The organism is Enterobacter sp. SENG-6 (genome assembly GCF_001605945.1).
Classification (GTDB): domain Bacteria; phylum Pseudomonadota; class Gammaproteobacteria; order Enterobacterales; family Enterobacteriaceae; genus Enterobacter; species Enterobacter cloacae.
Window position 1 is genome coordinate 1 of record NZ_LOMM01000017.1, and the last position, 23,864, is coordinate 23,864.

At 56.4% G+C, this 23,864-nt stretch carries 24 protein-coding genes; 12 read left to right on the plus strand and 12 right to left on the minus strand.

The genetic code is table 11. The annotated features are described in order from the left end of the window. Window positions 1-189 precede the first annotated feature (189 nt). Both glpX and fpr read left to right on the plus strand, forming a co-directional pair. Window positions 190-1,200: a class II fructose-bisphosphatase gene (glpX, locus tag AX755_RS09870; RefSeq protein WP_062856686.1), complete on the plus strand. Its 1,011-nt coding sequence runs from the start codon at window positions 190-192 to the stop codon at window positions 1,198-1,200. Window positions 1,201-1,296: 96 nt separating this feature from the next. Then, complete coding sequence (gene fpr / locus AX755_RS09875; RefSeq protein WP_013099320.1) at window positions 1,297-2,043, plus strand: ferredoxin--NADP(+) reductase; 747 nt, start codon at window positions 1,297-1,299, stop codon at window positions 2,041-2,043. Here the strand turns inward: fpr and AX755_RS09880 are convergent, their stop codons facing one another. Beyond that, window positions 2,044-2,463 carry a DUF805 domain-containing protein gene (locus AX755_RS09880; protein ID WP_020686904.1) on the minus strand — a complete coding sequence of 140 codons (420 nt, stop codon included), beginning with the start codon at window positions 2,461-2,463 and terminating at the stop codon, window positions 2,044-2,046. A 112-nt stretch (window positions 2,464-2,575) separates the two neighbouring features. On the opposite strand from AX755_RS09880, the gene AX755_RS09885 reads away from it, so the two are divergent. After that, window positions 2,576-3,172 (plus strand): DUF1454 family protein, encoded by a 597-nt coding sequence (locus AX755_RS09885; RefSeq protein ID WP_013099322.1) that lies wholly within the window; start codon window positions 2,576-2,578, stop codon window positions 3,170-3,172. A gap of 111 nt (window positions 3,173-3,283) precedes the next feature. Continuing rightward, window positions 3,284-4,051 carry a triose-phosphate isomerase gene (tpiA, locus tag AX755_RS09890; RefSeq protein ID WP_062856687.1) on the plus strand — a complete coding sequence of 256 codons (768 nt, stop codon included), beginning with the start codon at window positions 3,284-3,286 and terminating at the stop codon, window positions 4,049-4,051. Between the two features lie 47 nt (window positions 4,052-4,098). Here tpiA and AX755_RS09895 read toward each other — a convergent pair whose 3' ends face one another. From AX755_RS09895 to cpxP, 6 genes are all read right to left on the minus strand, one after another. Beyond that, on the minus strand, window positions 4,099-5,403 hold the full coding sequence (locus AX755_RS09895) for an SLC13 family permease (protein WP_013099324.1): 1,305 nt from the start codon (window positions 5,401-5,403) through the stop codon (window positions 4,099-4,101). Between the two features lie 73 nt (window positions 5,404-5,476). Continuing rightward, window positions 5,477-6,220 (minus strand): CDP-diacylglycerol diphosphatase, encoded by a 744-nt coding sequence (locus tag AX755_RS09900; RefSeq protein WP_020686902.1) that lies wholly within the window; start codon window positions 6,218-6,220, stop codon window positions 5,477-5,479. Between the two features lie 110 nt (window positions 6,221-6,330). Continuing rightward, window positions 6,331-7,320 (minus strand): sulfate ABC transporter substrate-binding protein, encoded by a 990-nt coding sequence (locus AX755_RS09905; protein WP_013099326.1) that lies wholly within the window; start codon window positions 7,318-7,320, stop codon window positions 6,331-6,333. 235 nt (window positions 7,321-7,555) lie between these two features. After that, window positions 7,556-8,518: a 6-phosphofructokinase gene (gene pfkA, locus AX755_RS09910; protein WP_013099327.1), complete on the minus strand. Its 963-nt coding sequence runs from the start codon at window positions 8,516-8,518 to the stop codon at window positions 7,556-7,558. Window positions 8,519-8,692: 174 nt separating this feature from the next. Continuing rightward, a complete protein-coding gene (fieF, locus tag AX755_RS09915) occupies window positions 8,693-9,586 on the minus strand; it encodes a CDF family cation-efflux transporter FieF (RefSeq protein ID WP_062856688.1) in 894 nt (297 codons plus the stop codon). Window positions 9,587-9,739: 153 nt separating this feature from the next. Next, complete coding sequence (cpxP, locus tag AX755_RS09920) at window positions 9,740-10,246, minus strand: cell-envelope stress modulator CpxP (protein WP_013099329.1); 507 nt, start codon at window positions 10,244-10,246, stop codon at window positions 9,740-9,742. A gap of 150 nt (window positions 10,247-10,396) precedes the next feature. Here cpxP and cpxR point away from each other — a divergent pair, with 150 nt between their 5' ends. Both cpxR and cpxA read left to right on the plus strand, forming a co-directional pair. Then, complete coding sequence (gene cpxR, locus AX755_RS09925; RefSeq protein ID WP_003862004.1) at window positions 10,397-11,095, plus strand: envelope stress response regulator transcription factor CpxR; 699 nt, start codon at window positions 10,397-10,399, stop codon at window positions 11,093-11,095. Next, window positions 11,092-12,465 (plus strand): envelope stress sensor histidine kinase CpxA, encoded by a 1,374-nt coding sequence (gene cpxA, locus AX755_RS09930; RefSeq protein WP_013099331.1) that lies wholly within the window; start codon window positions 11,092-11,094, stop codon window positions 12,463-12,465. The genes cpxR and cpxA overlap by 4 nt, the downstream gene beginning before the upstream one ends. A gap of 98 nt (window positions 12,466-12,563) precedes the next feature. Here cpxA and yiiM read toward each other — a convergent pair whose 3' ends face one another. Continuing rightward, complete coding sequence (yiiM, locus tag AX755_RS09935) at window positions 12,564-13,238, minus strand: 6-hydroxyaminopurine reductase (protein WP_013099332.1); 675 nt, start codon at window positions 13,236-13,238, stop codon at window positions 12,564-12,566. 66 nt (window positions 13,239-13,304) lie between these two features. Beyond that, complete coding sequence (sodA, locus tag AX755_RS09940; RefSeq protein ID WP_003861999.1) at window positions 13,305-13,925, minus strand: superoxide dismutase [Mn]; 621 nt, start codon at window positions 13,923-13,925, stop codon at window positions 13,305-13,307. A gap of 288 nt (window positions 13,926-14,213) precedes the next feature. Here sodA and rhaT point away from each other — a divergent pair, with 288 nt between their 5' ends. Next, a complete protein-coding gene (gene rhaT / locus AX755_RS09945; RefSeq protein ID WP_013099333.1) occupies window positions 14,214-15,248 on the plus strand; it encodes an L-rhamnose/proton symporter RhaT in 1,035 nt (344 codons plus the stop codon). On the opposite strand, the gene rhaR is transcribed toward rhaT, so the two are convergent. Further along, the gene (gene rhaR, locus AX755_RS09950) at window positions 15,249-16,097 is read right to left on the minus strand and encodes an HTH-type transcriptional activator RhaR (RefSeq protein ID WP_062856689.1); all 849 of its coding nucleotides are present in this window, start codon (window positions 16,095-16,097) and stop codon (window positions 15,249-15,251) included. It lies immediately after the preceding gene. A 73-nt stretch (window positions 16,098-16,170) separates the two neighbouring features. After that, window positions 16,171-17,007, minus strand: coding sequence for an HTH-type transcriptional activator RhaS (gene rhaS / locus AX755_RS09955; RefSeq protein WP_062856690.1), 837 nt, complete (start codon window positions 17,005-17,007; stop codon window positions 16,171-16,173). 301 nt (window positions 17,008-17,308) lie between these two features. Between rhaS and rhaB the strand changes: the two genes are divergently transcribed. The 5 genes from rhaB (at window position 17,309) to rhaM (ending at window position 22,486) form a co-directional block, all read left to right on the plus strand. Beyond that, the gene (gene rhaB, locus AX755_RS09965) at window positions 17,309-18,778 is read left to right on the plus strand and encodes a rhamnulokinase (protein WP_062856692.1); all 1,470 of its coding nucleotides are present in this window, start codon (window positions 17,309-17,311) and stop codon (window positions 18,776-18,778) included. After that, window positions 18,775-20,034, plus strand: coding sequence for an L-rhamnose isomerase (rhaA, locus tag AX755_RS09970; RefSeq protein WP_062856693.1), 1,260 nt, complete (start codon window positions 18,775-18,777; stop codon window positions 20,032-20,034). The genes rhaB and rhaA overlap by 4 nt, the downstream gene beginning before the upstream one ends. Window positions 20,035-20,149: 115 nt before the next feature. Continuing rightward, entirely contained in the window at window positions 20,150-20,980 is an 831-nt protein-coding gene (gene rhaD, locus AX755_RS09975) for a rhamnulose-1-phosphate aldolase (protein WP_023620510.1), read from the plus strand. 46 nt (window positions 20,981-21,026) lie between these two features. After that, a complete protein-coding gene (fucO, locus tag AX755_RS09980; RefSeq protein ID WP_062856694.1) occupies window positions 21,027-22,175 on the plus strand; it encodes a lactaldehyde reductase in 1,149 nt (382 codons plus the stop codon). Beyond that, entirely contained in the window at window positions 22,172-22,486 is a 315-nt protein-coding gene (gene rhaM, locus AX755_RS09985; protein ID WP_062856695.1) for an L-rhamnose mutarotase, read from the plus strand. Before fucO ends, rhaM begins: the two co-directional genes overlap by 4 nt. Here the strand turns inward: rhaM and AX755_RS09990 are convergent. Continuing rightward, complete coding sequence (locus AX755_RS09990) at window positions 22,474-23,751, minus strand: MFS transporter (protein ID WP_057072163.1); 1,278 nt, start codon at window positions 23,749-23,751, stop codon at window positions 22,474-22,476. The two genes, rhaM and AX755_RS09990, sit on opposite strands and share 13 nt — an antisense overlap. Window positions 23,752-23,864 lie beyond the last annotated feature (113 nt).

The following is a 23,864-nucleotide window of genomic DNA, read 5'->3' on the forward strand; positions in this document are numbered from 1 at the left end:
AGTTAACGAGATGAAAAAGCTGGGAAAAGAGTACAGTAATATGGTCATGGTGGCATGACCATATTACTGGGGATCCCTCAACCCCCGGGGAGAGGGTCAGGGTGAGGGGCTCCGGCTGCACCGGCCCCCTCGCCTCGCCCCACTCTGTGATAAACTTCGTGCAATTCCTTTTGATTGCACGAGTACCTCATGAAACGTGAACTTGCTATCGAGTTTTCCCGCGTTACCGAAGCCGCTGCCCTGGCAGGCTATAAATGGCTTGGCCGTGGCGACAAAAATACCGCCGACGGTGCGGCTGTCCATGCCATGCGCATTGTCCTCAATCAGGTCAATATTGACGGCACTATTGTGATCGGCGAAGGCGAGATCGACGAAGCGCCAATGCTCTACATCGGTGAAAAAGTGGGTACCGGCAAAGGCGATGCCGTGGATATCGCCGTCGACCCGATCGAAGGCACACGCATGACGGCGATGGGTCAGGCCAACGCGCTGGCCGTGCTGGCCGTGGGTGATAAAGGCTGCTTCCTCAACGCACCGGATATGTACATGGAAAAGCTGATTGTCGGTCCAGGCGCGAAAGGCGCCATCGACCTCAGCCTGCCGCTGGAAGAGAACCTGCGTAACGTCGCCAGCGCGCTGAACAAACCGCTGAGCGAACTCACCGTCACCATTCTGGCGAAACCGCGTCACGACGCTACCATCGCGCAGATGCAAAAGCTAGGCGTACGCGTGTTTGCCATCCCGGATGGCGACGTGGCGGCCTCCATTCTGACCTGCATGCCAGACAGTGAAGTGGATGTCCTGTACGGTATTGGCGGCGCGCCGGAAGGCGTGGTCTCTGCTGCGGTGATTCGCGCGCTGGATGGCGACATGCAGGCCCGCCTGTTGCCCCGTCATGAGGTCAAAGGCGACAACGAAGAGAATCGCCGCATTGGCGAAGATGAGCTGGCGCGCTGTGAGGCAATGGGTATCGAAGCCAATAAAGTCCTCGCACTTCACGAAATGGCCCGCAGCGACAACGTTGTTTTCTCCGCGACCGGCATCACCAAAGGCGATCTGCTGAATGGCATCACCCGCAAAGGCCACATGGCGACCACGGAAACGCTGCTGATCCGCGGTAAATCGCGCACCATTCGTCGCATTCAGTCAATTCACTATCTCGATCGTAAAGACCCGGACGTACAGACGCACATTCTGTAAAACCGTTTGATCGATAGAGCTTTCCAGCCCGAATGGGCTGGATATCTTCATCACAAATACGGAAGATAGATCCGAGAAACAGCACAGGAGAAGATCATGGCGGACTGGGTAACAGGTAAAGTCACTAAGATAAAATTCTGGACCGATGCGCTATTTAGTCTCACCGTGCACGCCCCCATCCATCCGTTTACGGCCGGACAGTTTGCCAAACTGGGGCTGGATATCGACGGCGAACGCGTGCAGCGCGCTTACTCGTACGTCAACGCGCCCGATAATCCGGATCTCGAGTTTTATCTGGTTACCGTCCCGGACGGCAAACTTAGCCCGCGCCTGGCGGCGCTTAAACCCGGTGATGATGTCCAGATTGTGAGTGACGCAGCAGGTTTCTTTGTGCTGGACGAAATTCCGGACTGCGAAACCCTGTGGATGCTGGCAACCGGCACGGCCATCGGCCCCTATCTCTCCATTCTGCAGTACGGCAAAGACCTGGAGCGGTTTAAAAACATCGTGCTGGTGCATGCCGCGCGTTACGCCGCAGACTTAAGCTATCTGCCGCAGATGCAGGAGCTGGAGCGGCAGTATGCCGGAAAGCTGAAAATCCAGACCGTGGTAAGCCGCGAAACGGCAGCAGGTTCGCTGACCGGCCGCGTGCCGGCATTAATTGAGAGTGGAGCCCTGGAAGAGGCCGTTGGCTTGCCGATGCGTGCCGAAACCAGCCACGTGATGCTGTGTGGTAACCCGCAGATGGTACGGGACACTCAGCAGCTTCTGAAAGATACCCGGCAGATGACGAAACACCTTCGCCGCCGACCGGGTCATATGACCGCCGAACACTACTGGTGATCAGCGGTATTTCACCTCAAGGGTGTCTTTACCGTATTTGTTTTCGCTCTGGGTGCCGATGAACGCACCCAGATCGATAACCATCATCACAAAGATAATGGTCGGTAGCAGTCTGCCCACCACCCAGGGGAGGATGGACGGAAGTATTGACCAGTTCCCGGCGACCAGCATCCACGCCAGAATAATCAGAAAAGCCCATGCACCGGAACGACCGCGATCGTGCAGGCGTTTCACCACTACGGCCGCGGTTGGCCACAGTAAACAAACCAGCGCAAACGCCGCGGTTTGCGTGCTCAGCCATGCGTTATAGGCCACAAAAAACAGAAGCAGCATGGCGATAATCCACGTCGCCATCCAGATCCAGAAATCACGGCGTCCAATACGCCCTTTGAATGAAAACAACCACTGCTGTATGGTCATGTAAGGTTCCTTATTATCATATCGTGCGCATTTTACCCTGGAGTTGTGACCTTTTGACAAGCCGACCAGATATCGATTTAATCATGAGCACTTACGGCCAGGGACAATGTTGATGAAAAATTCGGCACACCTTCTTTTCCTGTGTTTCGCGATGCTGAGCGCCGGTCTCCCCCTGCACGCCGCCGAACCCCCTGCTCCGACAACCGCGCCCTACCTCCTGGCGGGTGCGCCATCGTTCGATCAGTCCATCAGTCAGTTTCGTGAAACGTTTAACAAAACCAATCCAACGCTGCCGCTGGATGAATTTCGCGCCATTGATGGCGCTCGCGATACTCCAAACCTGACCCGTGCCGCCAGCAAGATTAACGAAAACTTGTACGCTTCCACTGCGCTGGAGCGCGGTACGCTAAAAATCAAAAGTATGCAGATCACCTGGCTGCCGATTCAGGGGCCAGAGCAGAAAGCCGCCAAGGCGAAGGCGCTGGAGTACATGAGCGCGGTGCTGCAGGCATTTACGCCCGCACTGACAAAAAAACAGAGCCAACAAAAGCTGCAAAAACTGCTGGTTACGGGTAAAAACAAGCGCTATTACACCGAAACCGAAGGCGCGGTGCGCTATGTGGTGGCGGATAACGGCGAAAAAGGCCTGACCTTCGCTGTTGAACCGATTAAGCTGGCACTATCTGACACACTCGGAGGGGCGAATTAATGACAAAAAGCAAAGCCTTTCGAGGGAAAATCTCTATACTGATTCACAGACCATGCTGCCCGTCAGGGTGGCCATATTCCTTAATTCGCTTATTTAGCGTGGAGAATTGAAATGCGACATCCTTTAGTGATGGGTAACTGGAAACTGAACGGCAGCCGCCACATGGTAAACGAACTGGTTGCGAACCTGCGTAAAGAGCTGGCTGGCGTGACTGGCTGCGCGGTTGCTATCGCTCCGCCGGATATGTACCTGGATCTGGCTAAACGTGCTGCTGACGGCAGCCACATCATTCTGGGCGCACAGAACGTTGACGTTAACCTGTCTGGCGCATTCACCGGTGAAACCTCCGCTGAAATGCTGAAAGATATCGGCGCCAAATACATCATCATCGGCCACTCTGAGCGTCGCACCTACCACAAAGAATCCGACGAGTTCATCGCGAAGAAATTTGCGGTGCTGAAAGAGCAGGGTCTGATCCCGGTTCTGTGCATCGGTGAAACCGAAGCAGAAAACGAAGCAGGCAAAACGGAAGAAGTGTGCGCACGTCAGATCGACGCTGTGCTGAAGACGCAGGGCGCGGCAGCATTCAAAGGCGCGGTTATCGCCTACGAGCCAGTCTGGGCGATCGGTACCGGCAAATCTGCAACCCCAGCGCAGGCTCAGGCGGTTCACAAATTCATCCGTGACCACATTGCGAAAGCCGACGCGAAAGTGGCAGAGCAGGTCATCATCCAGTACGGCGGTTCCGTAAATGCCTCTAACGCGGCAGAACTGTTCACCCAGCCAGACATCGATGGCGCGCTGGTTGGCGGTGCATCCCTGAAAGCTGACGCTTTCGCGGTGATCGTTAAAGCGGCAGAAGCGGCTAAACAGGCGTAATGCTGTTGTGGCGGGTGGCGCTTGCGCTTACCCGCCCTACAAAATCGCTACAAACGACCTAAAACGCTAAACCACAGATAATCCAGCGGCAGCAGCACCAGATACGTGGCAATTGCCAGCGCCAGACAGAGCACCATCCCCGCCCTTGCAGGCACCTTTCCTAAGCCCATCGCCACCACAATCGGCGACGCCTGATACGGCAGCAGCGGCGTGGAATAGCCCAGCACCTGAATCATGATGACAGACAATAGCGGAAAGCCCGTCGCCTCCGAAAAGTTTTGCGCCAGCGTGGTGTAGAGCGCCGGAACGCCGTTAGCCGTCATAATAAAGTTCAGTGCCGTGGTGATCCCGGTCAGCGCCAGGAAACTGGTGAACGGTCTGTCGGCGTCCAGCGGCATTATCTTCAGCAACGCCTCCCCCACCGCCGGGCCGATACCGGTTTGCGTCACCACAATGGCCAAACCGAGGATGCCTGCCACATAAATACAGGTGCGCATATTCACCCCCGCCGAGAACTCTTCTCCGGTGATAAAACCTACGCGTGGCAGCATCACAATGACCGATGCCGCAAGTCCGGTCCATGCCGGCCCCACACCGTGCCAGCTCTCCGTCACCCACATTCCCAATACCACCGCCAGCAGCCAGGCAAGGCGTTTTTCATCTCGCCCCATCGGTTCAGCGGGTGCCAGATCCCTGGGCGGCTTCGGGCTACCGGGGAATAACCAGCAGATTAAACCAATCAGAATCAACCCTTTGAGAATACCGAGCACGGGCGTGTGCAGCAGCAGATAAGGCACGTAGTTCAGATGAATGCCGTATGAGCCCTCTGCCGCACCGCTCATCACCAGATTGGGAACGTTGGCAGGCAGGATGGTGGCCGAAAGCTGGAAGGTGCCGAAACCAACGGCCAGCGCCAGGCCAAACCAGGCGCGCGACCCGTCGGCAATACCGGCACGTTTTGCCATCGCGGCCACGATGGGCATCAGCAGCGCGATACGCCCCATGTTCGACGGCATCACAAACGCCAGGGCATAGCTCAGCAGAACCACGCTGGCCACCATCAGCACCCAGGAGTCGGTAAGCCGGGCGGAGAGCGCCCGTGCAGCCCTGTCAGCCAGACCGGTTTTCCGGATTGCCACGCCAAGCACAAAGCCGCTGAACACCAGCCAGAAGGCAGACGAGGCAAAGCCGCCAAAAATGACCTCCGGCGGGGCAATTCTGGCGGTCATCGCTGCCGTGAAGAACAGCAGCGCGGTAATGAATTCCGGCAATAGCGACGTCGCCCATAACACAATGGTGACGCCGACGATCGCTGAGGGCACAAACAGAGGGTGGGTTAACCAGAGCGACATGCCTGTCTCCTGTCGTTTTTTTCAGCAAGTCTACGGCGACAGGCAGGACGAGTAAACGCTATTTATGGTGGGGTCACTTCAGGATATCGCATTGATGATCCTGCAATTCCTCAGCCGACGCGCGGTTAAGCATCAGCAGATTACGTTCGGTTGCCAGCAACACAAACGAGCCATCAGACTGCTGGGCCATCGCCAGCGCGAAGCGCCCCATATGGTCACGCGCTTCCGGCAGCTCTTCCGCCAGCATCATAAACGGACTCCGCTGCACCAGCTCGTTCTCCGTCACCCGGCGAGCGAGATATTCATGTCCTTCCAGTCCACCGGGAAGGGGCAGCCATTGGGTGCTGATTTGCCCCTGCGCGGCATTGAGCTTCTCGCGCACGTCCGGGCGCAGGCAGGAGATGTGGATATGGAAATGATTCTGCGTGCGGCCCGTGGGTGAGTTGATGGTCAATGAAATTGCGCTGTCTGGCACCTCGGATCCGTGCTTCATGCTCATAAAGCTACGGGCCTGCCATGCCAGCCAGAAGAAGTTCGGTGTTTGAGGCTTTGTCAGAAGTGGGCTTTCGGTGCCGTTGATGCGGTAGGTGGGCATCAATAAGTACTGCAGCGGACCGTTGCGATCCTTGAACACCACATAGCCCGCGTCAGGTTTCACCTGTGCACACGGCGCCGGATTGCGGTGCTGGATCTGATTCGGCACACACTGGTCCAGCACGATGTGACGCAACGCATTCGGATTACCTGCTTTCATCCAGTACACGCCACCCGCGGCAAGGGCGATAACAATCAGAATCAGTAAGATAATTTTTTTCACAATGCGTTCCCTGTTTTCGATAGAGGCCAAAGAGTAACGCAAAATGATGACCAAATAAAAAACCCGGCGGATTTCTCACACCGGGTCACCGTGTCGTTCGTTACAAAAGCCTAGCGTTTGCTGATCTGATCGAATGTACCGCCGTTAGAGAAGTGGTCTTTCTGGGCTTTTGTCCAGCCGCCAAACTCATCATCAATGGTGAAGAGCTTCAGTTTGGGGAAAACGCTGTCGTATTTCTTCGCAACCGCCGGATCGCGTGGGCGATAGAAGTTTTTCGCCGCAATTTCCTGGCCTTCTGGCGAATAGAGATACTTCAGGTAGGCTTCCGCCACCGCTTTGGTCCCTTTCTTATCGACCACTTTATCCACCACAGAAACGGTCGGCTCGGCGAGAATAGATTCGCTCGGGGTCACGATCTCGAATTTGTCTTTACCCAGTTCGTTGGTTGCCAGCAGGGCTTCGTTTTCCCAGGCAATCAGCACATCGCCAATGCCGCGCTCTACGAAGGTATTGGTGGCGCCACGCGCGCCGGAGTCGAGCACTTCAACGTTTTTATACAGCGCTTTGACGAACTCCTGAGCCTTGGCCTGATCGCCATTGTTGTGATGCAGGGCATAGCCCCAGGCTGCCAGATAGTTCCAGCGTGCGCCGCCGGAGCTTTTCGGGTTCGGCGTGATGACCGACACGCCAGGTTTAACCAGGTCGTTCCAGTCATGGATCTGTTTCGGGTTGCCTTTACGCACCAGGAAAACGATGGTCGAGGTATATGGCGCGGAGTTATCCGGCAGGCGTTTGATCCAGTTTTTGTCGATGCGGCCACGTTCGGCAATTGCGTCCACATCGTAGGCCAGCGCCAGAGTCACCACATCCGCTTCAATGCCGTTGATGACGGAGGTCGCCTGCTTACCAGAGCCGCCGTGAGACTGGCGAACCACCACGTTGTCGCCCGTTTCCTGTTTCCAGTGTGCCGCAAAGGCTTTGTTGTACTGCTCGTACAGCTCACGCGTCGGGTCGTATGACACGTTCAGTAACTGGATGTCCTTAGCCAGAACGCTGGTCGATGCCAGCAATAATGTTAAACCCACGCCCCATTTATTCATCGCCCAGCTCTCATGTGTAGTGTTTTGATGAATGCAGCGTGCCAGAAACGGAATTGATGATTAAAGAATAAAAAAAGATTGGCTATAACTTTGAGGAATAAAAAAGTGGATGAGTGGCCTGATGCCCTCACCCCAACCCTCTCCCACGGGAGAGGGCGCAACCATAAAAAACGGTAACCCTGGGGTTACCGTTTTGCATTTACCTTGCCGCCACCCGGCACAATACAAACACCGATCAGTACAGTTTTTTCGCGCAGTCCAGCCAGTCACCTTTGAACGGACGCTTCATGTTTTCGATGGCGTCGATGATGTCATGGTGAACCAGTTTTTCGTTCTGAATACCGACGCAACGACCGCCGTGACCCTGCAGCAGCAGTTCAATGGCGTACGCACCCATGCGGGAAGCCAGGATACGGTCGTATGGACCCGGGGAACCACCACGCTGGATGTGACCCAGAACGGTCGCGCGGGTTTCGCGTTTGGTTTCTGCTTCGATGTACTTCGCCAGCTCATCAACGTCACAGATATGCTCGGTGATCGCGACGATGGCGTGTTTCTTACCTTTGGCGATACCGGCTTTGATTTCTGCAACCAGATCTTCACGGCTGAATTCCACTTCCGGAACCACGACGAACTCACAACCGCCCGCGATAGCCGCAGCCAGGGTCAGGTCACCACAGTAACGGCCCATCACTTCAACGATGGAGATACGCTGGTGAGAAGAAGAGGTGTCACGCAGACGGTCAATCGCTTCCACAACGGTACCCAGGGCGGTGAAGTAACCGATGGTGTAGTCAGTACCTTTGATGTCGTTGTCGATGGTGCCAGGCAGACCGATGCACGGGAAGCCCATTTCAGTCAGACGTTTTGCACCCATGTACGAACCATCACCACCGATAACAACCAGTGCGTCGAGGCCGCGTTTTTTCATGTTCTCGATAGCCACTTCACGCACGTGTTCGTCGCGGAATTCCGGGAAGCGCGCAGAACCGAGGAAAGTACCACCGCGGTTGATCATGTCAGATACGCTGTAACGGTCGAGCTGAACCATACGATCTTCATACAGACCCAGATAACCATCATAGATACCAAAAACTTCCAGACCTTCCGTCAGCGCTGCACGAACAACCCCACGAATTGCCGCGTTCATGCCCGGCGCATCACCGCCGCTTGTCAACACACCGATTTTCTTAATCATGACTACCTCTGAACTTAGGAATGCAAAATTGAAATCTGTTGCCGGAAGAAACTTGTCGACCAACGAATACTGCAAATAGTATATCAACCACTTCCAGCTGAATTGATTCAGGTCAGACCAAATGGCGGTAATTTATACACAAAATGCTGGCCTGGCTCACTTTTTTACAACGAATTACGAAAGCGCAACATAACCGGGTACAACCGAGCAGGGATCCTGGTGAATAATGACGTCTGACCCAGGAAAACGCTGCAAAATCGCCTGCTCCACCTGCTCAGCAATAACGTGAGCCTGAACCAATGGCAGGTTGTCTTCCATTTCTATGTGAATCTGAATAAAGCGGGTCGGCCCTGACTGCCGCGTACGAAGATCGTGAGCACCACTGACACCCGGCCAGGAGGTCACGATAGTATAAATTTCATCGCGTTCTGCGTCGGGGAGCGCACGGTCAAGAAGCGATTGCACCGCGTCATACCCCATCCGCAAAGCGCTGTATAAAATATAGATGCCAATCCCTAACGCAAATAACGCATCGGCCCGATGCCAGCCATACCAGGCCAGACCGAGCGCAATAAGAATAGCGCCATTCATCATAACATCAGACTGATAATGAAGCATATCCGCCCGTACAGCCTGACTTTGCGTTTTTCGAACCACCCAGCGCTGGAACGTTACAAGAACAAGGGTGCATATAAGTGCAGCCACAGTCACCACCACGCCCACGCCGGGATCGTTCATGGGTGATGGCGAAACAAGATGCTGAATGCCGGTTAAAAACAGAAACAGCGCAGAGCCGGAAATAAACATACTTTGCGCCAGCGCCGCCAGCGATTCGGCTTTGCCGTGCCCGAAGGTGTGCTCTTCATCCGCCGGTTGCAGCGAGTAACGCACCACCAGCAGGTTGGTCAGCGAGGCGGCAATATCCATCAACGAGTCCACCAGCGCCGCCAGAATACTGACCGAGCCCGTGTACCACCACGCGAATATTTTGATGACCAGTAAGCTTGAGGCCACGACCGTCGCGGCAATGGCGGCCCGGCTGACCAGTCTTCCATAGGATTGATTCATAAATACTCCTGTCATGCCATGCCGCTAGTATAACGGAAGGTTACGGAGTCAAAGGATGAATAAACGGTTAACACATCAGAATGAAGGGCAAAAAAAACCCCCACATCATGTGGGGGAAGACAGGGATGGTGTCTATGGCAAGGAAAACAGGGTTTACTGGTTACTACGGGTACTGCTATTGCTACTGAAAAGCGTCGTTTCTGAGCTTCGCTGCATCCGTGCAACCTTACGCAATTGGTCCATACGTTGCTGATGTTTCTGGTTCAAAACCGCTTGCTGCTCGGGCGACAACAGGTGGAACATCTGGTTGCGAACCTTCGCCATCTCTACCTGGCGGGCAACCTGCTCCTGTGCCATTTTTTCTGCCTGAGCACGTACAGCGTTTTCGTCAAAATTTTCTGCGGTGACAAGGCGATGCATTGTCTCCATTTCGCTAACATTAACAGGGGGCTGATCGTGTCGTGCCCTCTGCATCAGATCTCGCATCTGTTGACGCTGATGTTCGGTTAAACTTATGCCGTCAAACATATGGCTTTGGCTGCTGTGCTGCGCGATGCCCTCTTGTGAGGACGCGTTATCGCCGATGATAGCTACAGCGGCCTGGCTAAACGCACTGAACGCCAGCGTTGAGGCCATGACGGCAGCGGTAACTTTGCGCATCACTTGCTCCCAAAATCTTTCATGTCGCGATTCAACGAGAGACAGTCTACGATTCAGGCTGCAAACATGCGTCAGGGGGTGTAAAACAACGTAAAGTCATGGATTAGATAGCCTTGATGTCGTAATTTCTGCCTCGGAGGTATTTAAACAATGAATAAAATCCTGTTAGTTGATGATGACCGAGAGCTCACATCTCTTTTAAAGGAGTTGCTCGACATGGAAGGTTTCAACGTTCTGGTCGCCCATGATGGCGAGCAGGCGCTGAGTCTCCTTGACGACAGCATCGATCTACTTTTGCTCGACGTCATGATGCCGAAGAAAAACGGCATTGATACGCTGAAAGAGCTTCGCCAGACACACCAGACCCCCGTTATCATGCTGACCGCACGCGGCAGCGAACTAGACCGTGTACTCGGCCTTGAGCTGGGTGCAGATGACTATCTACCGAAGCCGTTCAACGACCGCGAACTGGTCGCCCGTATTCGCGCTATCCTGCGTCGTTCCCACTGGAGCGAACAGCAGCAGAATACTGACAACAGTTCACCGACGCTGGAAGTGGACTCACTGAGCCTCAATCCGGGTCGTCAGGAAGCGAGCTTTGACGGTGAAACGCTGGAGCTGACCGGTACCGAGTTCACGCTGCTGTATCTGCTGGCGCAGCACCTCGGCCAGGTGGTATCGCGTGAACACTTAAGCCAGGAAGTGCTGGGTAAACGCCTCACGCCGTTTGACCGCGCCATCGATATGCATATCTCGAACCTGCGCCGCAAACTGCCGGAGCGTAAAGACGGTCATCCGTGGTTTAAAACCCTGCGTGGTCGCGGCTATCTGATGGTTTCCGCTTCATGATAGGAAGCTTAACCGCCCGCATCTTCGCCATCTTCTGGCTGACGCTGGCACTGGTTTTAATGCTGGTTTTGATGTTGCCAAAACTCGACTCACGCCAGATGACGGAGCTTCTCGACAGCGAGCAACGTCAGGGCGTGATGATCGAGCAGCACGTAGAAGCCGAGCTGGCAAACGATCCGCCAAACGATTTGATGTGGTGGCGCAGGCTGTTTCGCGCTATCGACAAATGGGCACCTCCCGGACAACGCCTGCTGCTGGTGACCAGCGAAGGCCGCGTGATTGGCGCGGATCGCAATGAAATGCAGATCATCCGCAACTTTATTGGCCAGGCGGATAACGCCGATCATCCGCAGAAGAAAAAATATGGTCGGGTTGAGATGGTGGGCCCTTTCTCGGTGAGGGATGGGGAAGATAACTACCAGCTTTATTTGATTCGCCCGGCGAGCAATTCCCAGTCCGATTTTATCAACCTGCTGTTTGACCGTCCGCTTCTGCTGCTGATTGTGACGATGCTGGTCAGTTCCCCGCTGCTGTTATGGCTGGCGTGGAGTCTGGCGAAACCGGCGCGTAAGCTGAAAAACGCCGCCGACGAAGTGGCGCAGGGTAACCTGCGACAGCACCCTGAGCTGGAAGCCGGACCGCAGGAGTTTCTTGCCGCCGGGGCCAGTTTCAACCAGATGATCACCGCTCTTGAGCGCATGATGACCACACAGCAGCGGCTGCTGTCGGATATCTCGCACGAACTGCGTACGCCGCTCACGCGACTCCAGCTTGGCACCGCACTGCTGCGTCGCCGCAGCGGTGAGAGCAAAGAGCTGGAACGTATCGAAACCGAAGCCCAGCGTCTGGACAGCATGATCAACGATCTGCTGGTGATGTCGCGCAATCAGCAGAAAAACGCGCTGGTGAGCGAAACGGTGAAAGCCAATCAGCTGTGGCATGAAGTGTTAGACAACGCGGCGTTCGAAGCGGAACAGATGGGTAAATCGTTCACCGTCAACTTCCCGCCGGGGCCATGGCCGCTGTACGGTAACCCCAACACGCTGGAGAGCGCGCTGGAGAATATCGTGCGTAACGCCCTGCGCTATTCGCATACGAAGATTGAGGTGGCCTTCTCGGTGGATAAAGACGGTATCACCATCATTGTGGATGACGATGGTCCAGGCGTAAGCCCGGAAGATCGCGAGCAGATTTTCCGTCCGTTCTACCGCACCGACGAGGCGCGGGACCGTGAATCTGGCGGTACCGGGCTGGGTCTGGCGATTGTTGAAACCGCTATGCAGCAGCATCGCGGCTGGGTGAAAGCCGACGACAGTCCGTTGGGCGGGCTGCGGTTAACGCTGTGGCTACCGTTGTATAAGCGCGCGTAATCCTCTCACCCTAACCCTCTCCCCAAAGGGGAGAGGGGACTGCTCGGTGCGGTTTTTTCACCCTCGCCCCTTTGGGGAGAGGGCCGGGGTGAGGGGCACTATTTCCCCCACAATCTCCGCGAATTATCCTCAATCTGCCGACTAGTGCGGCGTTTCTGCATCGTTCTTGTCCAGCTGGTGGATAACCCTGCCGCCGACAGAAGGCGATGATATTGCTCGTCATCAAACGGCATATGCCAGGCAATGGCACAGGCGTCATACACCGACACATCGCTCAGGCGCGACACCAGCTCCAGCGGCGCATCCGCAGACACCTGCCCCGCCAGCACCACCCGGTACAACCAGCCGGTTTTACCCGCGCTCTGCAGCCGTGCGGACATGTCGTTAATGCCAAAATGGAAGTTAAGCTTGAAGCATGGCGAGCGCGGTTGCGTTACCTGAATCAGGGCATCACCCCAGCGGAAAATATCACCAATGAAGACGTTCTTCTCCGTCAGCCCTTCGGTGGAGAGATTCTCACCGAACGCGGGGGCGACGAACAGGTCCGCCTGTTCAGGGAATTCGGTTATCCAGTATTGATAATGCTCGCGCGGATAGTGGCACAGCGCGCGTTCGGGCCCGCCGTGGATTTTCTTCTCGGCCTGCTCGTCGCCCGCAAGCCCGAGTTCGGTTAACGTCAGCTCTCCGTCGACCTGCACTTTGGCGATGGCGCTCGGGCGGCTGCCGTCGTATTCCCTTACCTTGCCTGTAAACACATTCACCGGGTAATGCATCTCTACTCCTTCAGATACAAAAAAAGCGAGTCAACAGACTCGCTTCTCACAGGCGTCAATGCAACCTTATTTTTTCGCGGCGAAACGCGCTGCAGCTTCGTCCCAGTTCACCACATCCCAGAAGGCTTTGATGTAGTCCGGGCGACGGTTCTGGAACTTCAGGTAGTAAGCGTGTTCCCACACGTCCAGACCCAGAATTGGGAAACCAGATGCGCCAGAGATCGCTTCACCCATCAGTGGGGAGTCCTGGTTTGCGGTAGAAACGACCGCCAGTTTGTCACCTTTCAGAACCAGCCACGCCCAGCCGGAGCCGAAACGGGTTGCAGCCGCTTTTTCGAATTCCGCTTTGAAGTTATCAACAGAACCGAAGTCGCGCTCGATAGCCGCTTTCAGGTCGCCCTGCAGGGTGGTACCGGTTTTCAGGCCTTTCCAGAACAGGCTGTGGTTTGCGTGGCCGCCCGCGTTGTTACGCAGTACGGTTTTCTTGTCCGCTGGCAGCTGGTCCAGTTTAGTGATCAGCTCTTCAACAGGCAGGTTAGCGAACTCTGGCAGGCTTTCCAGCGCAGCATTCGCGTTGTTCACATAGGTCTGGTGGTGTTTAGTGTGATGGATTTCCATCGTCTGCTTGTCGAAATGCGGTTCCAGTGCGTCATAGGCATACGGCAGGGATGGCAGTGTATAACTCATAATCCTCTCCATTAGTGTCGGGCGGCACAGCTGTTAATGCCGCGTAAGCAGTTGGTTCATTATAGTTAATTAAATGATATTGAAAATGATTATCAATGCCGTAGTTTTTATAAGGTTATTCGGGTTTTGCCAAATGACAAAATTGTGAGTCTGCTCACCCGGTTAACGTGCTGATTGCCATCCAGAACCAAAGTGCGGCAACCTTCTGAAGGTTCCTGAACCGCCTAATTTTTACACTCATCAAGTCGGGGGGAAGCCACCGGCTATAAAAACGATGAGGACGTAAAAATGAATCATGCGATTACGATGGGTATCTTCTGGCATTTGATAGGCGCAGCCAGTGCAGCCTGTTTCTATGCCCCGTTCAAAAAGGTGAAAGGGTGGTCGTGGGAAACCATGTGGTCGGTTGGCGGTACCGTCTCCTGGCTGATTTTGCCGTGGACCATTAGCGCCATGCTGCTCCCGGATTTCTGGGGCTACTTCACCTCCTTCAGTGCCTCCACCCTGCTGCCGGTGTTTCTGTTCGGTGCGATGTGGGGCATCGGCAACATCAACTATGGCCTGACCATGCGCTACCTCGGGATGTCGATGGGTATCGGCATCGCAATTGGCATTACCCTGATCGTCGGCACGCTGATGACGCCCATTCTTAACGGCAATGTCGATGTGTTGCTCAACACCAAAGGCGGGCAGATGACGCTGCTGGGCGTGCTTGTCGCGGTGATCGGCGTGGGTATCGTCACCCGTGCGGGTCAGCTGAAAGAGCGCAAGATGGGCATCAAAGCCGAGGACTTTAACCTGAAGAAAGGGCTGCTGCTGGCAGTGATGTGCGGCATCTTCTCGGCGGGCATGTCGTTCGCCATGAACGCCGCAAAACCTATGCACGAAGCGGCCGCCGCGCTGGGCGTCGACCCGTTGTACGTGGCGCTGCCAAGCTACGTGGTGATCATGGGCGGCGGCGCGCTGGTAAACCTTGGCTTCTGCTTCATTCGTCTGGCAAAAGTGAAGGATCTGTCGGTAAAAGCCGATTTCTCACTGGCAAAATCCTTAATCATCACCAATGTGCTGCTGTCGATGCTGGGCGGCCTCATGTGGTATCTGCAGTTCTTTTTCTACGCCTGGGGTCACGCCAGCATTCCACCGCAGTACGACTACATAAGCTGGATGCTGCACATGAGCTTCTACGTACTGTGTGGCGGACTGGTTGGGCTGGTACTGAAGGAGTGGAATAACGCCGGGCGTCGTCCGGTGGGCGTCCTGAGCCTGGGCTGCGTGGTGATCATCATTGCCGCTAACATTGTCGGCCTCGGCATGGCGAACTGATTACGCTGCCTTTCGACTGCGATGACGCCACTGAACCGGCGTCATCCCCACCTCGCGGTTAAACACCACCGAAAAGTAATTACTGTCCTCAAACCCGCAGCGCATCGCCACCTCACTGACCATCAGCTCCGTATGCTGCAACAGATACTGGGCGTGGCAGATGCGCAGCTGGCGCAGGTAGTGATTCACCGTCATCCCCGTCTGGGTGCGGAACTGCTGGCGCAGCGCGCGCTCGCTGCACTGCTCCTGCTCGCAGAACTTTTCCAGCACAAAACTTTTGTTCAGGCTGCCCGCGAGCCGGGCGATCAGCTTGTCCAGTAGTGCTTCCTGAACGGTCGCGGAGGGGTTATCGGTAGCGTAACGATGGCGTTTGAGGGTGATGACCAGCTGGGCGAACAGCAGTTCCGCCATCGGGTTTGCCACCGGATCGTGCTTCTGGCTCTCCTGCTCCAGCTGGGAGATCGTCTGGCGCACCTGCGCCATGCCGCTGCTGCTCAAGCGCCAGTGGGGTTCGCCTCTGGCATTGAGAAAACCGGGGATATGGGCCGCCCAGTCGACGTTCAGTTTGAGCCTGTCCGGGCAGTAGATCACGTTCTGCAACACCAGATCGTTAACCGAGGCGTAGGCGTGTTTGTCTTCGGCGCGAATGTAAAACAGATCGCCACGCGTAATGCGGTAGGGCCTGTCATTGAGGATGTGTAAGCCGTTGCCGCGCCACACCAGCACCAGCTCACAAAATTCGTGGGTATGCTCGGCAAAGACATTTTGCGGGTAGCGGTCGGCCACCGCGACGGCCTGACTCGCTGAGGCAAAAAAATCATCTTTGCGAAGAATTAACTGAGCGACCACACCACAACCTCTACGGTGAATAACCGGACATTATTAGCCTTTTTGCGGCAATAAAACGGTGATTGCCTTCGCGTTACTGGAGTGAAGCATCCTTCCCCTGACGGATATCGCGCGGCGACCAGCTAAACTCGCGGCGAAAAAGGGTCGAAAAGTGATTACTGTCGCCGAAACCGCAGCGATAGGCGATATCCGTGACGCTTTCATCGGTGTGACGTAAAAGATGACGCGCCTTAATCAGGCGCAGACGATTGAGGTAGCGCTGGGGCGTTAGCCCGGTGTGCTGCTTGAGCTGACGATGGAGCGTGCGTAACGACAGCGAAAACTCATCCGCCAGCGTTTCCCAGCACACATCCTCGGCGAAATGGTCCTCCAGCCAGGCCATCAGTTGGTTCAGCCGCGCGTCGTTATTTGCCAGCCCTTCCACCAGAGAGCTGCGACGCAGCAGCACCAGCAGCTGCATAAACAGCATCTCGCGGGTGGCAATGGCATGGGTCTCCTGCCCGTCCTCGCTCTGCTCCAGTTGATTCACCAGCTGGCGCACCTGCTGCAGCGTGGACTGATTCACCCGCCAGTGAGACGGGTAGTGCCCATCCTGCTCCTGAGGCAGGAGCATATTCAACCCCGACAGAAACTGGAACGCGTCCGGCGAACGATAGAGCACGTTGGTCAGGCACAGATTGTCGGTGTGTTCATACATATGCCTGTCGTGATCGCGCACGAAGCACACCATACCGCCGCTGATGGTGTACGGCTGGCCGTTAAAGACGTGAATGCCTGTCCCATGCTCGACAATCACAATTTCATGAAAATCATGATGATGTTCAGGAAACGCAGCCTGCGGGAGCCGTGGCTCAATCGCGACCGGAGACGTTCCCGACGGGAAAAAATCGACGCTGTGCAGTACGGTCATAACGGCCCCCACCAATGAGAAAAGTTCTCAAAATAGTAATTAAGGCCTTCCACACTCACCTTAAATTTTTGACAGCAAACGTCGCAAAAACTGTCCATTTTTCAAGAAACAGACGGAAAAATCGGGAAATGCGGTCAGCGTCACATTGCCCGAAAACCCCGCCCTGACTGGAAATTGTGAACTCCCTCACGTTCATCTTTGCTTTCTTGCCAGCGCGAGATTTGGGCTGTCAGTGACAAGAAGGTGGTCTTTTCTTCCCTTTTTTAGACTCAACACCAATGACTTAAGAAGGGACCTGACCATGACTTTTCGCCATTGTGTGGCTGTCGATTTAGGCGCATCCAGCGGCCGCGTAATGCTCGCCACCTGGGACTGCGGCAAGCGCACACTTACGCTTCGCGAAATGCACCGTTTCGCCAACTGCCTGCAAAAACAGGACGGTTTTGATACCTGGGATATTGATGCCCTGGAAGCGGAGATCCGCACCGGGCTGAACAACGTCTGCAACGACGGCATCCGCATCGACAGCATTGGCATTGATACCTGGGGGGTGGACTACGTTCTGCTCGACAGCCACGGCGACCGCGTCGGCCTGCCCGTCTCGTATCGCGACAGCCGCACCGACGGGCTGATGGCACAGGCCATCGCGCAGCTTGGCAAGGACAACATCTATGGCCGCAGCGGCATTCAGTTTCTGTCCTTTAACACGCTGTATCAGCTGCGCGCGCTGGTTGAGCAGCAGCCGGAGCTGGTCAAAAAGGTGGCGCACACGCTGCTGATCCCGGATTACTTAAGCTACCGGCTGACCGGCAACATGAACTGGGAATACACCAACGCCACCACCACGCAGCTAGTCAACATCAACACCGACAGCTGGGATGAAACCCTGCTGGCCTGGACCGGCGCTTCGCCTTCCTGGTTCGGTACGCCGACCCATCCGGGTAACGTAATCGGTTACTGGATTTGCCCACAGGGGAATGAAATCCCGGTGGTCGCCGTCGCCAGTCACGACACCGCCAGCGCGGTGATTGCATCGCCGTTGGCCGGTAAAGACGCGGCCTATCTCTCTTCCGGCACCTGGTCGCTGATGGGCTTTGAGAGCAAAACGCCGTACACCAGCGACGCCGCAATGGCAGCAAACATCACTAACGAAGGCGGTGCCGAAGGCCGCTACCGCGTGCTGAAGAATATCATGGGGCTCTGGCTGCTCCAGAGGATGCTGAAAGAGCAGCACATTGCCGACCTGCCTGCGCTTATCGCAGAGACCGAAAAGTTAAAGGCCTGTACGTTCCTGATCAACCCGAACGACGACCGCTTTATTAACCCGGTGCATATGAGCGCCGAAATCCAGGCCGCCTGTTTCGAAGCCGGTCAGCCGGTGCCTTCCCGTCCTGCCGAGCTGGCGCGCTGCATTTTTGACAGCCTGGCCCTGCTCTACGCGGATGTTCTGAGCGAGCTGGCGAGCCTTCGCGGCAAACCGTTCAGCCAGCTGCATATCGTGGGCGGCGGCTGCCAGAACCAGCTGCTGAACCAGCTCTGCGCCGATGCCTGCGGCATCACCGTGGTGGCGGGTCCGGTGGAGGCCTCAACGCTCGGCAACATCGGTATTCAACTGATGACTCTGGACGAACTTTCAGACGTCGACGAATTCCGTTCGGTGGTCACCGCGAATACCCGCCTGACCACCTTCACCCCTAATCCCTGCCATGAAATTGCCCGCTACCGGGCGCAGTTTCAGCAAAAACGACTGACTAAGGAGCTTTGCGCATGACCACTCAACTTGAACAAGCCTGGGACCTGGCTAAACAGCGTTTCGCCGCCGTCGGCGTGGATGTCGACGCGGCGCTGCGCCAGCTCGACCGTCTGCCTGTCTCCATGCACTGCTGGCAGGGCGATGACGTTGCCGGCTTCGAGAACCCGGGCGGTTCTCTGACGGGTGGCATTCAGGCGACGGGTAACTACCCGGGCAAAGCGCGCAACGCCACCGAACTGCGTGCGGATCTGGAACTGGCGCTGAGCCTGATCCCGGGGCCAAAACGCCTGAACCTGCACGCGATCTATCTGGAGTCCGACGAGCCGGTGGCGCGTAACGCAATCAAACCGGAGCACTTTAAAAACTGGGTGGAATGGGCCAAAGCCAACAAACTGGGTCTGGATTTTAACCCGTCCTGCTTCTCGCACCCGCTGAGTGCGGACGGGTTTACCCTTGCGCATGCCAACGACGAGATCCGTCAGTTCTGGATCGACCACGTTAAAGCCTGCCGGCGCGTCTCGGCCTGGTTTGGCGAGCAGCTTGGCACGCCGTCGGTGATGAACATCTGGATCCCGGACGGCATGAAAGACATCACCGTCGACCGTCTCGCCCCGCGTCAGCGCCTGCTGGCCGCGCTGGATGAGGCCATCAGCGAAAAACTCAACCCGGCGCACCACATCGACGCGGTGGAGAGCAAGCTGTTCGGCATTGGCGCGGAGAGCTACACCGTCGGCTCGAACGAGTTCTACATGGGTTACGCCACCAGCCGCCAGACCGCGTTGTGCCTGGACGCCGGTCACTTCCACCCCACAGAAGTGATCTCCGACAAAATCTCCGCCGCCATGCTCTTCGTACCGCGCCTGCTGCTGCACGTCAGCCGTCCGGTGCGCTGGGACAGCGACCACGTGGTGCTGCTGGATGACGAAACCCAGGCGATTGCCAGCGAAATCATCCGTCATGACCTGTTTGACCGCGTGCACATTGGCCTCGACTTCTTTGACCCCTCCATCAACCGCATCGCGGCATGGGTGATCGGCACCCGCAATATGAAAAAAGCCCTGCTGCGTGCGCTGCTGGAGCCAACCGCAGCGCTGAAACAGCTGGAAGCAAACGGCGACTACACCGCGCGCCTGGCGCTGCTGGAAGAGCAGAAATCCCTGCCGTGGCAGGCCGTGTGGGAGATGTACTGCCAGCGTAACGACACGCCGGCAGGCAGCCAGTGGCTGGAAAACGTGCGGGCGTATGAGAAAGATGTGTTAAGTCAGCGCGGCTAATTTTGCCCTCACCCTAACCCTCTCCCACAGGGAGAGGGAACTTTTACCCCCTCTCCCTGTGGGAGAGGGCTGGGGTGAGGGATTTCACCTCACCGCGATAACTGGAAAAATAACTATGCAGACCATCACCACCTCCTGGTTCGTCCAGGGCATGATCAAAGCCACCTCCGATGCCTGGCTGAAGGGCTGGGACGAGCGTAACGGCGGCAACCTGACGCTGCGCCTGGACGACGCGGATATCGAACCCTACACCGCCGATTTCCACCAGAAGCCGCGCTATATTGCCCTGAGCCAGCCCATGCCGCTGCTCGCCAATACGCCGTTTATCGTCACCGGTTCCGGCAAGTTCTTCCGTAACGTCCAGCTTGATCCTGAGGCCAACCTTGGCGTGGTGAAAGTGGACAGCGACGGCGCGGGCTACCACATCCTGTGGGGCCTGACCGATGAGGCGGTACCCACATCTGAACTGCCGGCGCACTTCCTCTCCCACTGCGAGCGCATCAGGGCGACTGACGGCAAAGACCGCGTGATCATGCACTGCCACGCCACCAACCTGATCGCCCTGACCTACGTGCTGGAAAACAGCTCTGACTTCATCACCCGCAAGTTGTGGGAAGGCAGCACCGAGTGTCTGGTGGTCTTCCCGGACGGGGTCGGCATTCTGCCGTGGATGGTACCGGGCACCGACGAGATCGGCCAGGCAACCGCCAGAGATATGCAAAAACATTCGCTGGTGCTGTGGCCGTTCCACGGCGTCTTCGGCAGCGGCCCTACGCTTGATGAAACCTTCGGCCTGATCGACACCGCCGAGAAATCCGCTGAAGTGCTGGTAAAGGTTTATTCCATGGGCGGTATGAAGCAAACCATTACCCGCGAAGAACTTATTGCGCTCGGCAAGCGCTTCGGCGTAACCCCGCTCCGTTCAGCGCTGGAAATATATGCATAAACCCTCGCTGACCGGACGGTCCGGGCGATAGTTAAGGAGAATTATCATGAGCTTTATGTTGGCACTGCCAAAAATCAGCCTGCACGGCGCGGGCGCTATTGGCGACATGGTCAGGCTGGTGGCGAACAAACGGTGGGGCAAAGCGCTGATTGTCACCGACGGCCAGCTGGTGAAGCTGGGCCTGCTGGACAGTCTGTTTACCGCGCTGGATGCGAACCAGATGTCATATCAGCTGTTTGACGCGGTCTTTCCCAACCCGACGGAGGCGCTGGTGCAAAAAGGCTATGCAGCATACCGGGACGCGGAATGTGATTATCTTATCGCCTTTGGCGGCGGCAGCCCGATTGATACCGCCAAAGCGATTAAAATCCTCACCGCCAATCCGGGTCCGTCCACCGATTATTCCGGCGTCGGCAAGGTGAAAAACCCGGGCGTGCCGCTGGTGGCGATCAACACCACCGCAGGCACGGCGGCGGAGATGACCAGCAACGCGGTGATTATTGACTCCGCGCGTCAGGTGAAAGAGGTGATCATCGACCCGAACATCATTCCGGATATCGCCGTGGATGATGCCAGCGTGATGCTGGATATTCCTGCGTCCGTCACTGCCGCAACGGGAATGGATGCGTTAACGCACGCCATTGAAGCCTATGTGTCCGTTGGCGCGCACCCGCTGACCGATGCCAACGCGCTGGAGGCGATTCGCCTGATAAACTTCTGGCTGCCCAAAGCGGTCGACGACGGTCATAACCTGGAAGCACGCGAGCAGATGGCGTTTGGTCAGTATCTGGCGGGCATGGCGTTTAACAGTGCTGGCCTCGGCCTCGTACATGCCCTGGCGCACCAGCCGGGTGCGACGCACAATCTGCCGCACGGCGTGTGTAACGCCATCCTGCTGCCGATCGTTGAAAACTTTAACCGCCCGAACGCCGTAGCACGGTTTGCTCGCGTGGCGCAGGCGATGGGCGTCGACACGCGCGGCATGAGCGACGAAGCGGCCAGCATGTCAGCGATTCAGGCGATTCGCGACCTGAGCGCCCGCGTCGGCATTCCGTCCGGCTTCAGCCAGCTTGGTGTCACCAAAGCCGATATCGAAGGCTGGCTGGATAAAGCCCTCGCCGACCCGTGCGCGCCATGCAACCCGCGCACCGCCAGCCGCGACGAGGTGCGCGAGCTTTATCTGGAGGCATTATGATCCGCAAAGCCTTTGTGATGCAGGTAAACCCGGACGCGCACGAGGAGTACGCGCGTCGCCACAACCCCATCTGGCCCGAACTGGAAGCGGTGCTGAAGGACCACGGCGCGCACCACTACGCCATTTATCTCGACCGGGAACGTAACCTGCTGTTTGCCACCGTAGAGATTGAATCGGAGGAGCGCTGGAACGCGGTCGCGAATACCGACGTCTGCCAGCGCTGGTGGAAACACATACGTGATGTAATGCCGTCGAATCCGGACAACAGCCCGGTGAGTACCGGGCTGGAAGAGGTGTTTTATCTGGACTGACTGGTTAACGCTGCCGCGCCCGCGGCAGCGGCTATCTCCTGCCTGCTGCTCAGCGTAAACGCCGACACCACCGTAATTGCCAGCACGAAGCAGCCCAGCATCAGATACGTCTCCTGGAAGCCGATCCGGTCATACATATTTCCGGCAAAGGCGGAGAGGAAAATGGCCGCTGACTGTTTGGCAAACTGGAAGCCAATCAGATAGATAGTGGCCGAGAGTCGCGTATCAAACACGCCGGTGATGTACTTGAATGCCCCCACCAGCAGGAACGGGACCTCCAGCGCGTGCAGCATTTTCAGGGCGATGACCTCCACGGCGGTGGTGGCAAACGACGAGCCGATGATGCGCGTCGCCATAATCAATCCGGCGATCAGCAGCGTATTTTTCGCCCCAATACGGTTAATGATCCACGGCGAGCAGAACATAATAATGGCGTTACAGATCTCCCCCGCCGTCGTCGCGAAACCAAAGGCGCGAGTGCCCTCCTGCGGCGTGGCGAAGAAGGTTTTGAAGAAGGTGGCGAACTGCTGATCAAAAACATCATAGACGCAGGCCACGCCAATCACGTACAGAATAAACATCCACATTCTGCGCTGACGGAACAGGTTAAAGACCGTTTTCGCGGTGATCTGCGGCTGGTTGGCACCCAGGGCATTCATCACCTGTGCCGTCTGATTGGGCTTCGGCTTTGCGACCACCAGCAGCAGCATCAGCAACAGCGCCGCCGCCGATCCCATCCAGAAAACGTATGACGGATCGATACCAAACAGGATGCCCCCCGTTGAGGCGCACAGCCCCCAGCCGAGGCAGCCGAACATGCGCGCCTTGCCATATTCAAAGGCGCTGTTGCGGCTCACGCGTTCGATATAGGCCTCAATCGCCCCGGACCCGGCCGAGAAAACAAAGCCGATATACAGCCCGCCGCTCAGCGCACCCAGCCAGATGTTGGTTTTCAGCAGCGGCGCGAATACATACAGGAAGAAGGGCGCGAACAGAAACAGCAGTACAGAGATAATCCACAGCAGATGCTTTTTCAGCCCCAGCTTGTCCGAAATCACCCCCAGCACCGGCTGGAAGGCGATAGCCGACAGCGAAATGCAGGAGAAAACAATGCCGGTATGGGTTTTGTTCAGGCCGATGATGTCCGACAGCCAGATAGGCAGGAACGGAAAGCAGGTGGCCATGATGAAGAAGTAGAGAAAGAAGAACAGCCCGAAGATCCAGAAGTTAGGGTTGTCTTTGTGGGTACAGGTTGTTGTGTTCATTATTTTTATCCTCAACGGAGGGCCAGTTTCCCGGCCCGTCACCCTTACACGCGTTCCACACCAATCAGAATGGCGGTTTCCGGATCGAGAATAGGCAGCGCAATACCCGCCTG

What these genes read in the sequence shown, in the direction of transcription:
- glpX (WP_062856686.1), top strand. Translation starts at nt 190, where the DNA reads ATGAAACGTGAACTTGCTATCGAGTTTTCCCGCGTTACCGAAGCCGCT.
- fpr (WP_013099320.1), top strand. Translation starts at nt 1,297, where the DNA reads ATGGCGGACTGGGTAACAGGTAAAGTCACTAAGATAAAATTCTGGACC.
- AX755_RS09880 (WP_020686904.1), bottom strand. Translation starts at nt 2,463, where the DNA reads ATGACCATACAGCAGTGGTTGTTTTCATTCAAAGGGCGTATTGGACGC.
- AX755_RS09885 (WP_013099322.1), top strand. Translation starts at nt 2,576, where the DNA reads ATGAAAAATTCGGCACACCTTCTTTTCCTGTGTTTCGCGATGCTGAGC.
- tpiA (WP_062856687.1), top strand. Translation starts at nt 3,284, where the DNA reads ATGCGACATCCTTTAGTGATGGGTAACTGGAAACTGAACGGCAGCCGC.
- AX755_RS09895 (WP_013099324.1), bottom strand. Translation starts at nt 5,403, where the DNA reads ATGTCGCTCTGGTTAACCCACCCTCTGTTTGTGCCCTCAGCGATCGTC.
- AX755_RS09905 (WP_013099326.1), bottom strand. Translation starts at nt 7,320, where the DNA reads ATGAATAAATGGGGCGTGGGTTTAACATTATTGCTGGCATCGACCAGC.
- pfkA (WP_013099327.1), bottom strand. Translation starts at nt 8,518, where the DNA reads ATGATTAAGAAAATCGGTGTGTTGACAAGCGGCGGTGATGCGCCGGGC.
- fieF (WP_062856688.1), bottom strand. Translation starts at nt 9,586, where the DNA reads ATGAATCAATCCTATGGAAGACTGGTCAGCCGGGCCGCCATTGCCGCG.
- cpxP (WP_013099329.1), bottom strand. Translation starts at nt 10,246, where the DNA reads ATGCGCAAAGTTACCGCTGCCGTCATGGCCTCAACGCTGGCGTTCAGT.
- cpxR (WP_003862004.1), top strand. Translation starts at nt 10,397, where the DNA reads ATGAATAAAATCCTGTTAGTTGATGATGACCGAGAGCTCACATCTCTT.
- cpxA (WP_013099331.1), top strand. Translation starts at nt 11,092, where the DNA reads ATGATAGGAAGCTTAACCGCCCGCATCTTCGCCATCTTCTGGCTGACG.
- yiiM (WP_013099332.1), bottom strand. Translation starts at nt 13,238, where the DNA reads ATGCATTACCCGGTGAATGTGTTTACAGGCAAGGTAAGGGAATACGAC.
- sodA (WP_003861999.1), bottom strand. Translation starts at nt 13,925, where the DNA reads ATGAGTTATACACTGCCATCCCTGCCGTATGCCTATGACGCACTGGAA.
- rhaT (WP_013099333.1), top strand. Translation starts at nt 14,214, where the DNA reads ATGAATCATGCGATTACGATGGGTATCTTCTGGCATTTGATAGGCGCA.
- rhaS (WP_062856690.1), bottom strand. Translation starts at nt 17,007, where the DNA reads ATGACCGTACTGCACAGCGTCGATTTTTTCCCGTCGGGAACGTCTCCG.
- rhaB (WP_062856692.1), top strand. Translation starts at nt 17,309, where the DNA reads ATGACTTTTCGCCATTGTGTGGCTGTCGATTTAGGCGCATCCAGCGGC.
- rhaA (WP_062856693.1), top strand. Translation starts at nt 18,775, where the DNA reads ATGACCACTCAACTTGAACAAGCCTGGGACCTGGCTAAACAGCGTTTC.
- rhaD (WP_023620510.1), top strand. Translation starts at nt 20,150, where the DNA reads ATGCAGACCATCACCACCTCCTGGTTCGTCCAGGGCATGATCAAAGCC.
- fucO (WP_062856694.1), top strand. Translation starts at nt 21,027, where the DNA reads ATGAGCTTTATGTTGGCACTGCCAAAAATCAGCCTGCACGGCGCGGGC.
- rhaM (WP_062856695.1), top strand. Translation starts at nt 22,172, where the DNA reads ATGATCCGCAAAGCCTTTGTGATGCAGGTAAACCCGGACGCGCACGAG.
- AX755_RS09990 (WP_057072163.1), bottom strand. Translation starts at nt 23,751, where the DNA reads ATGAACACAACAACCTGTACCCACAAAGACAACCCTAACTTCTGGATC.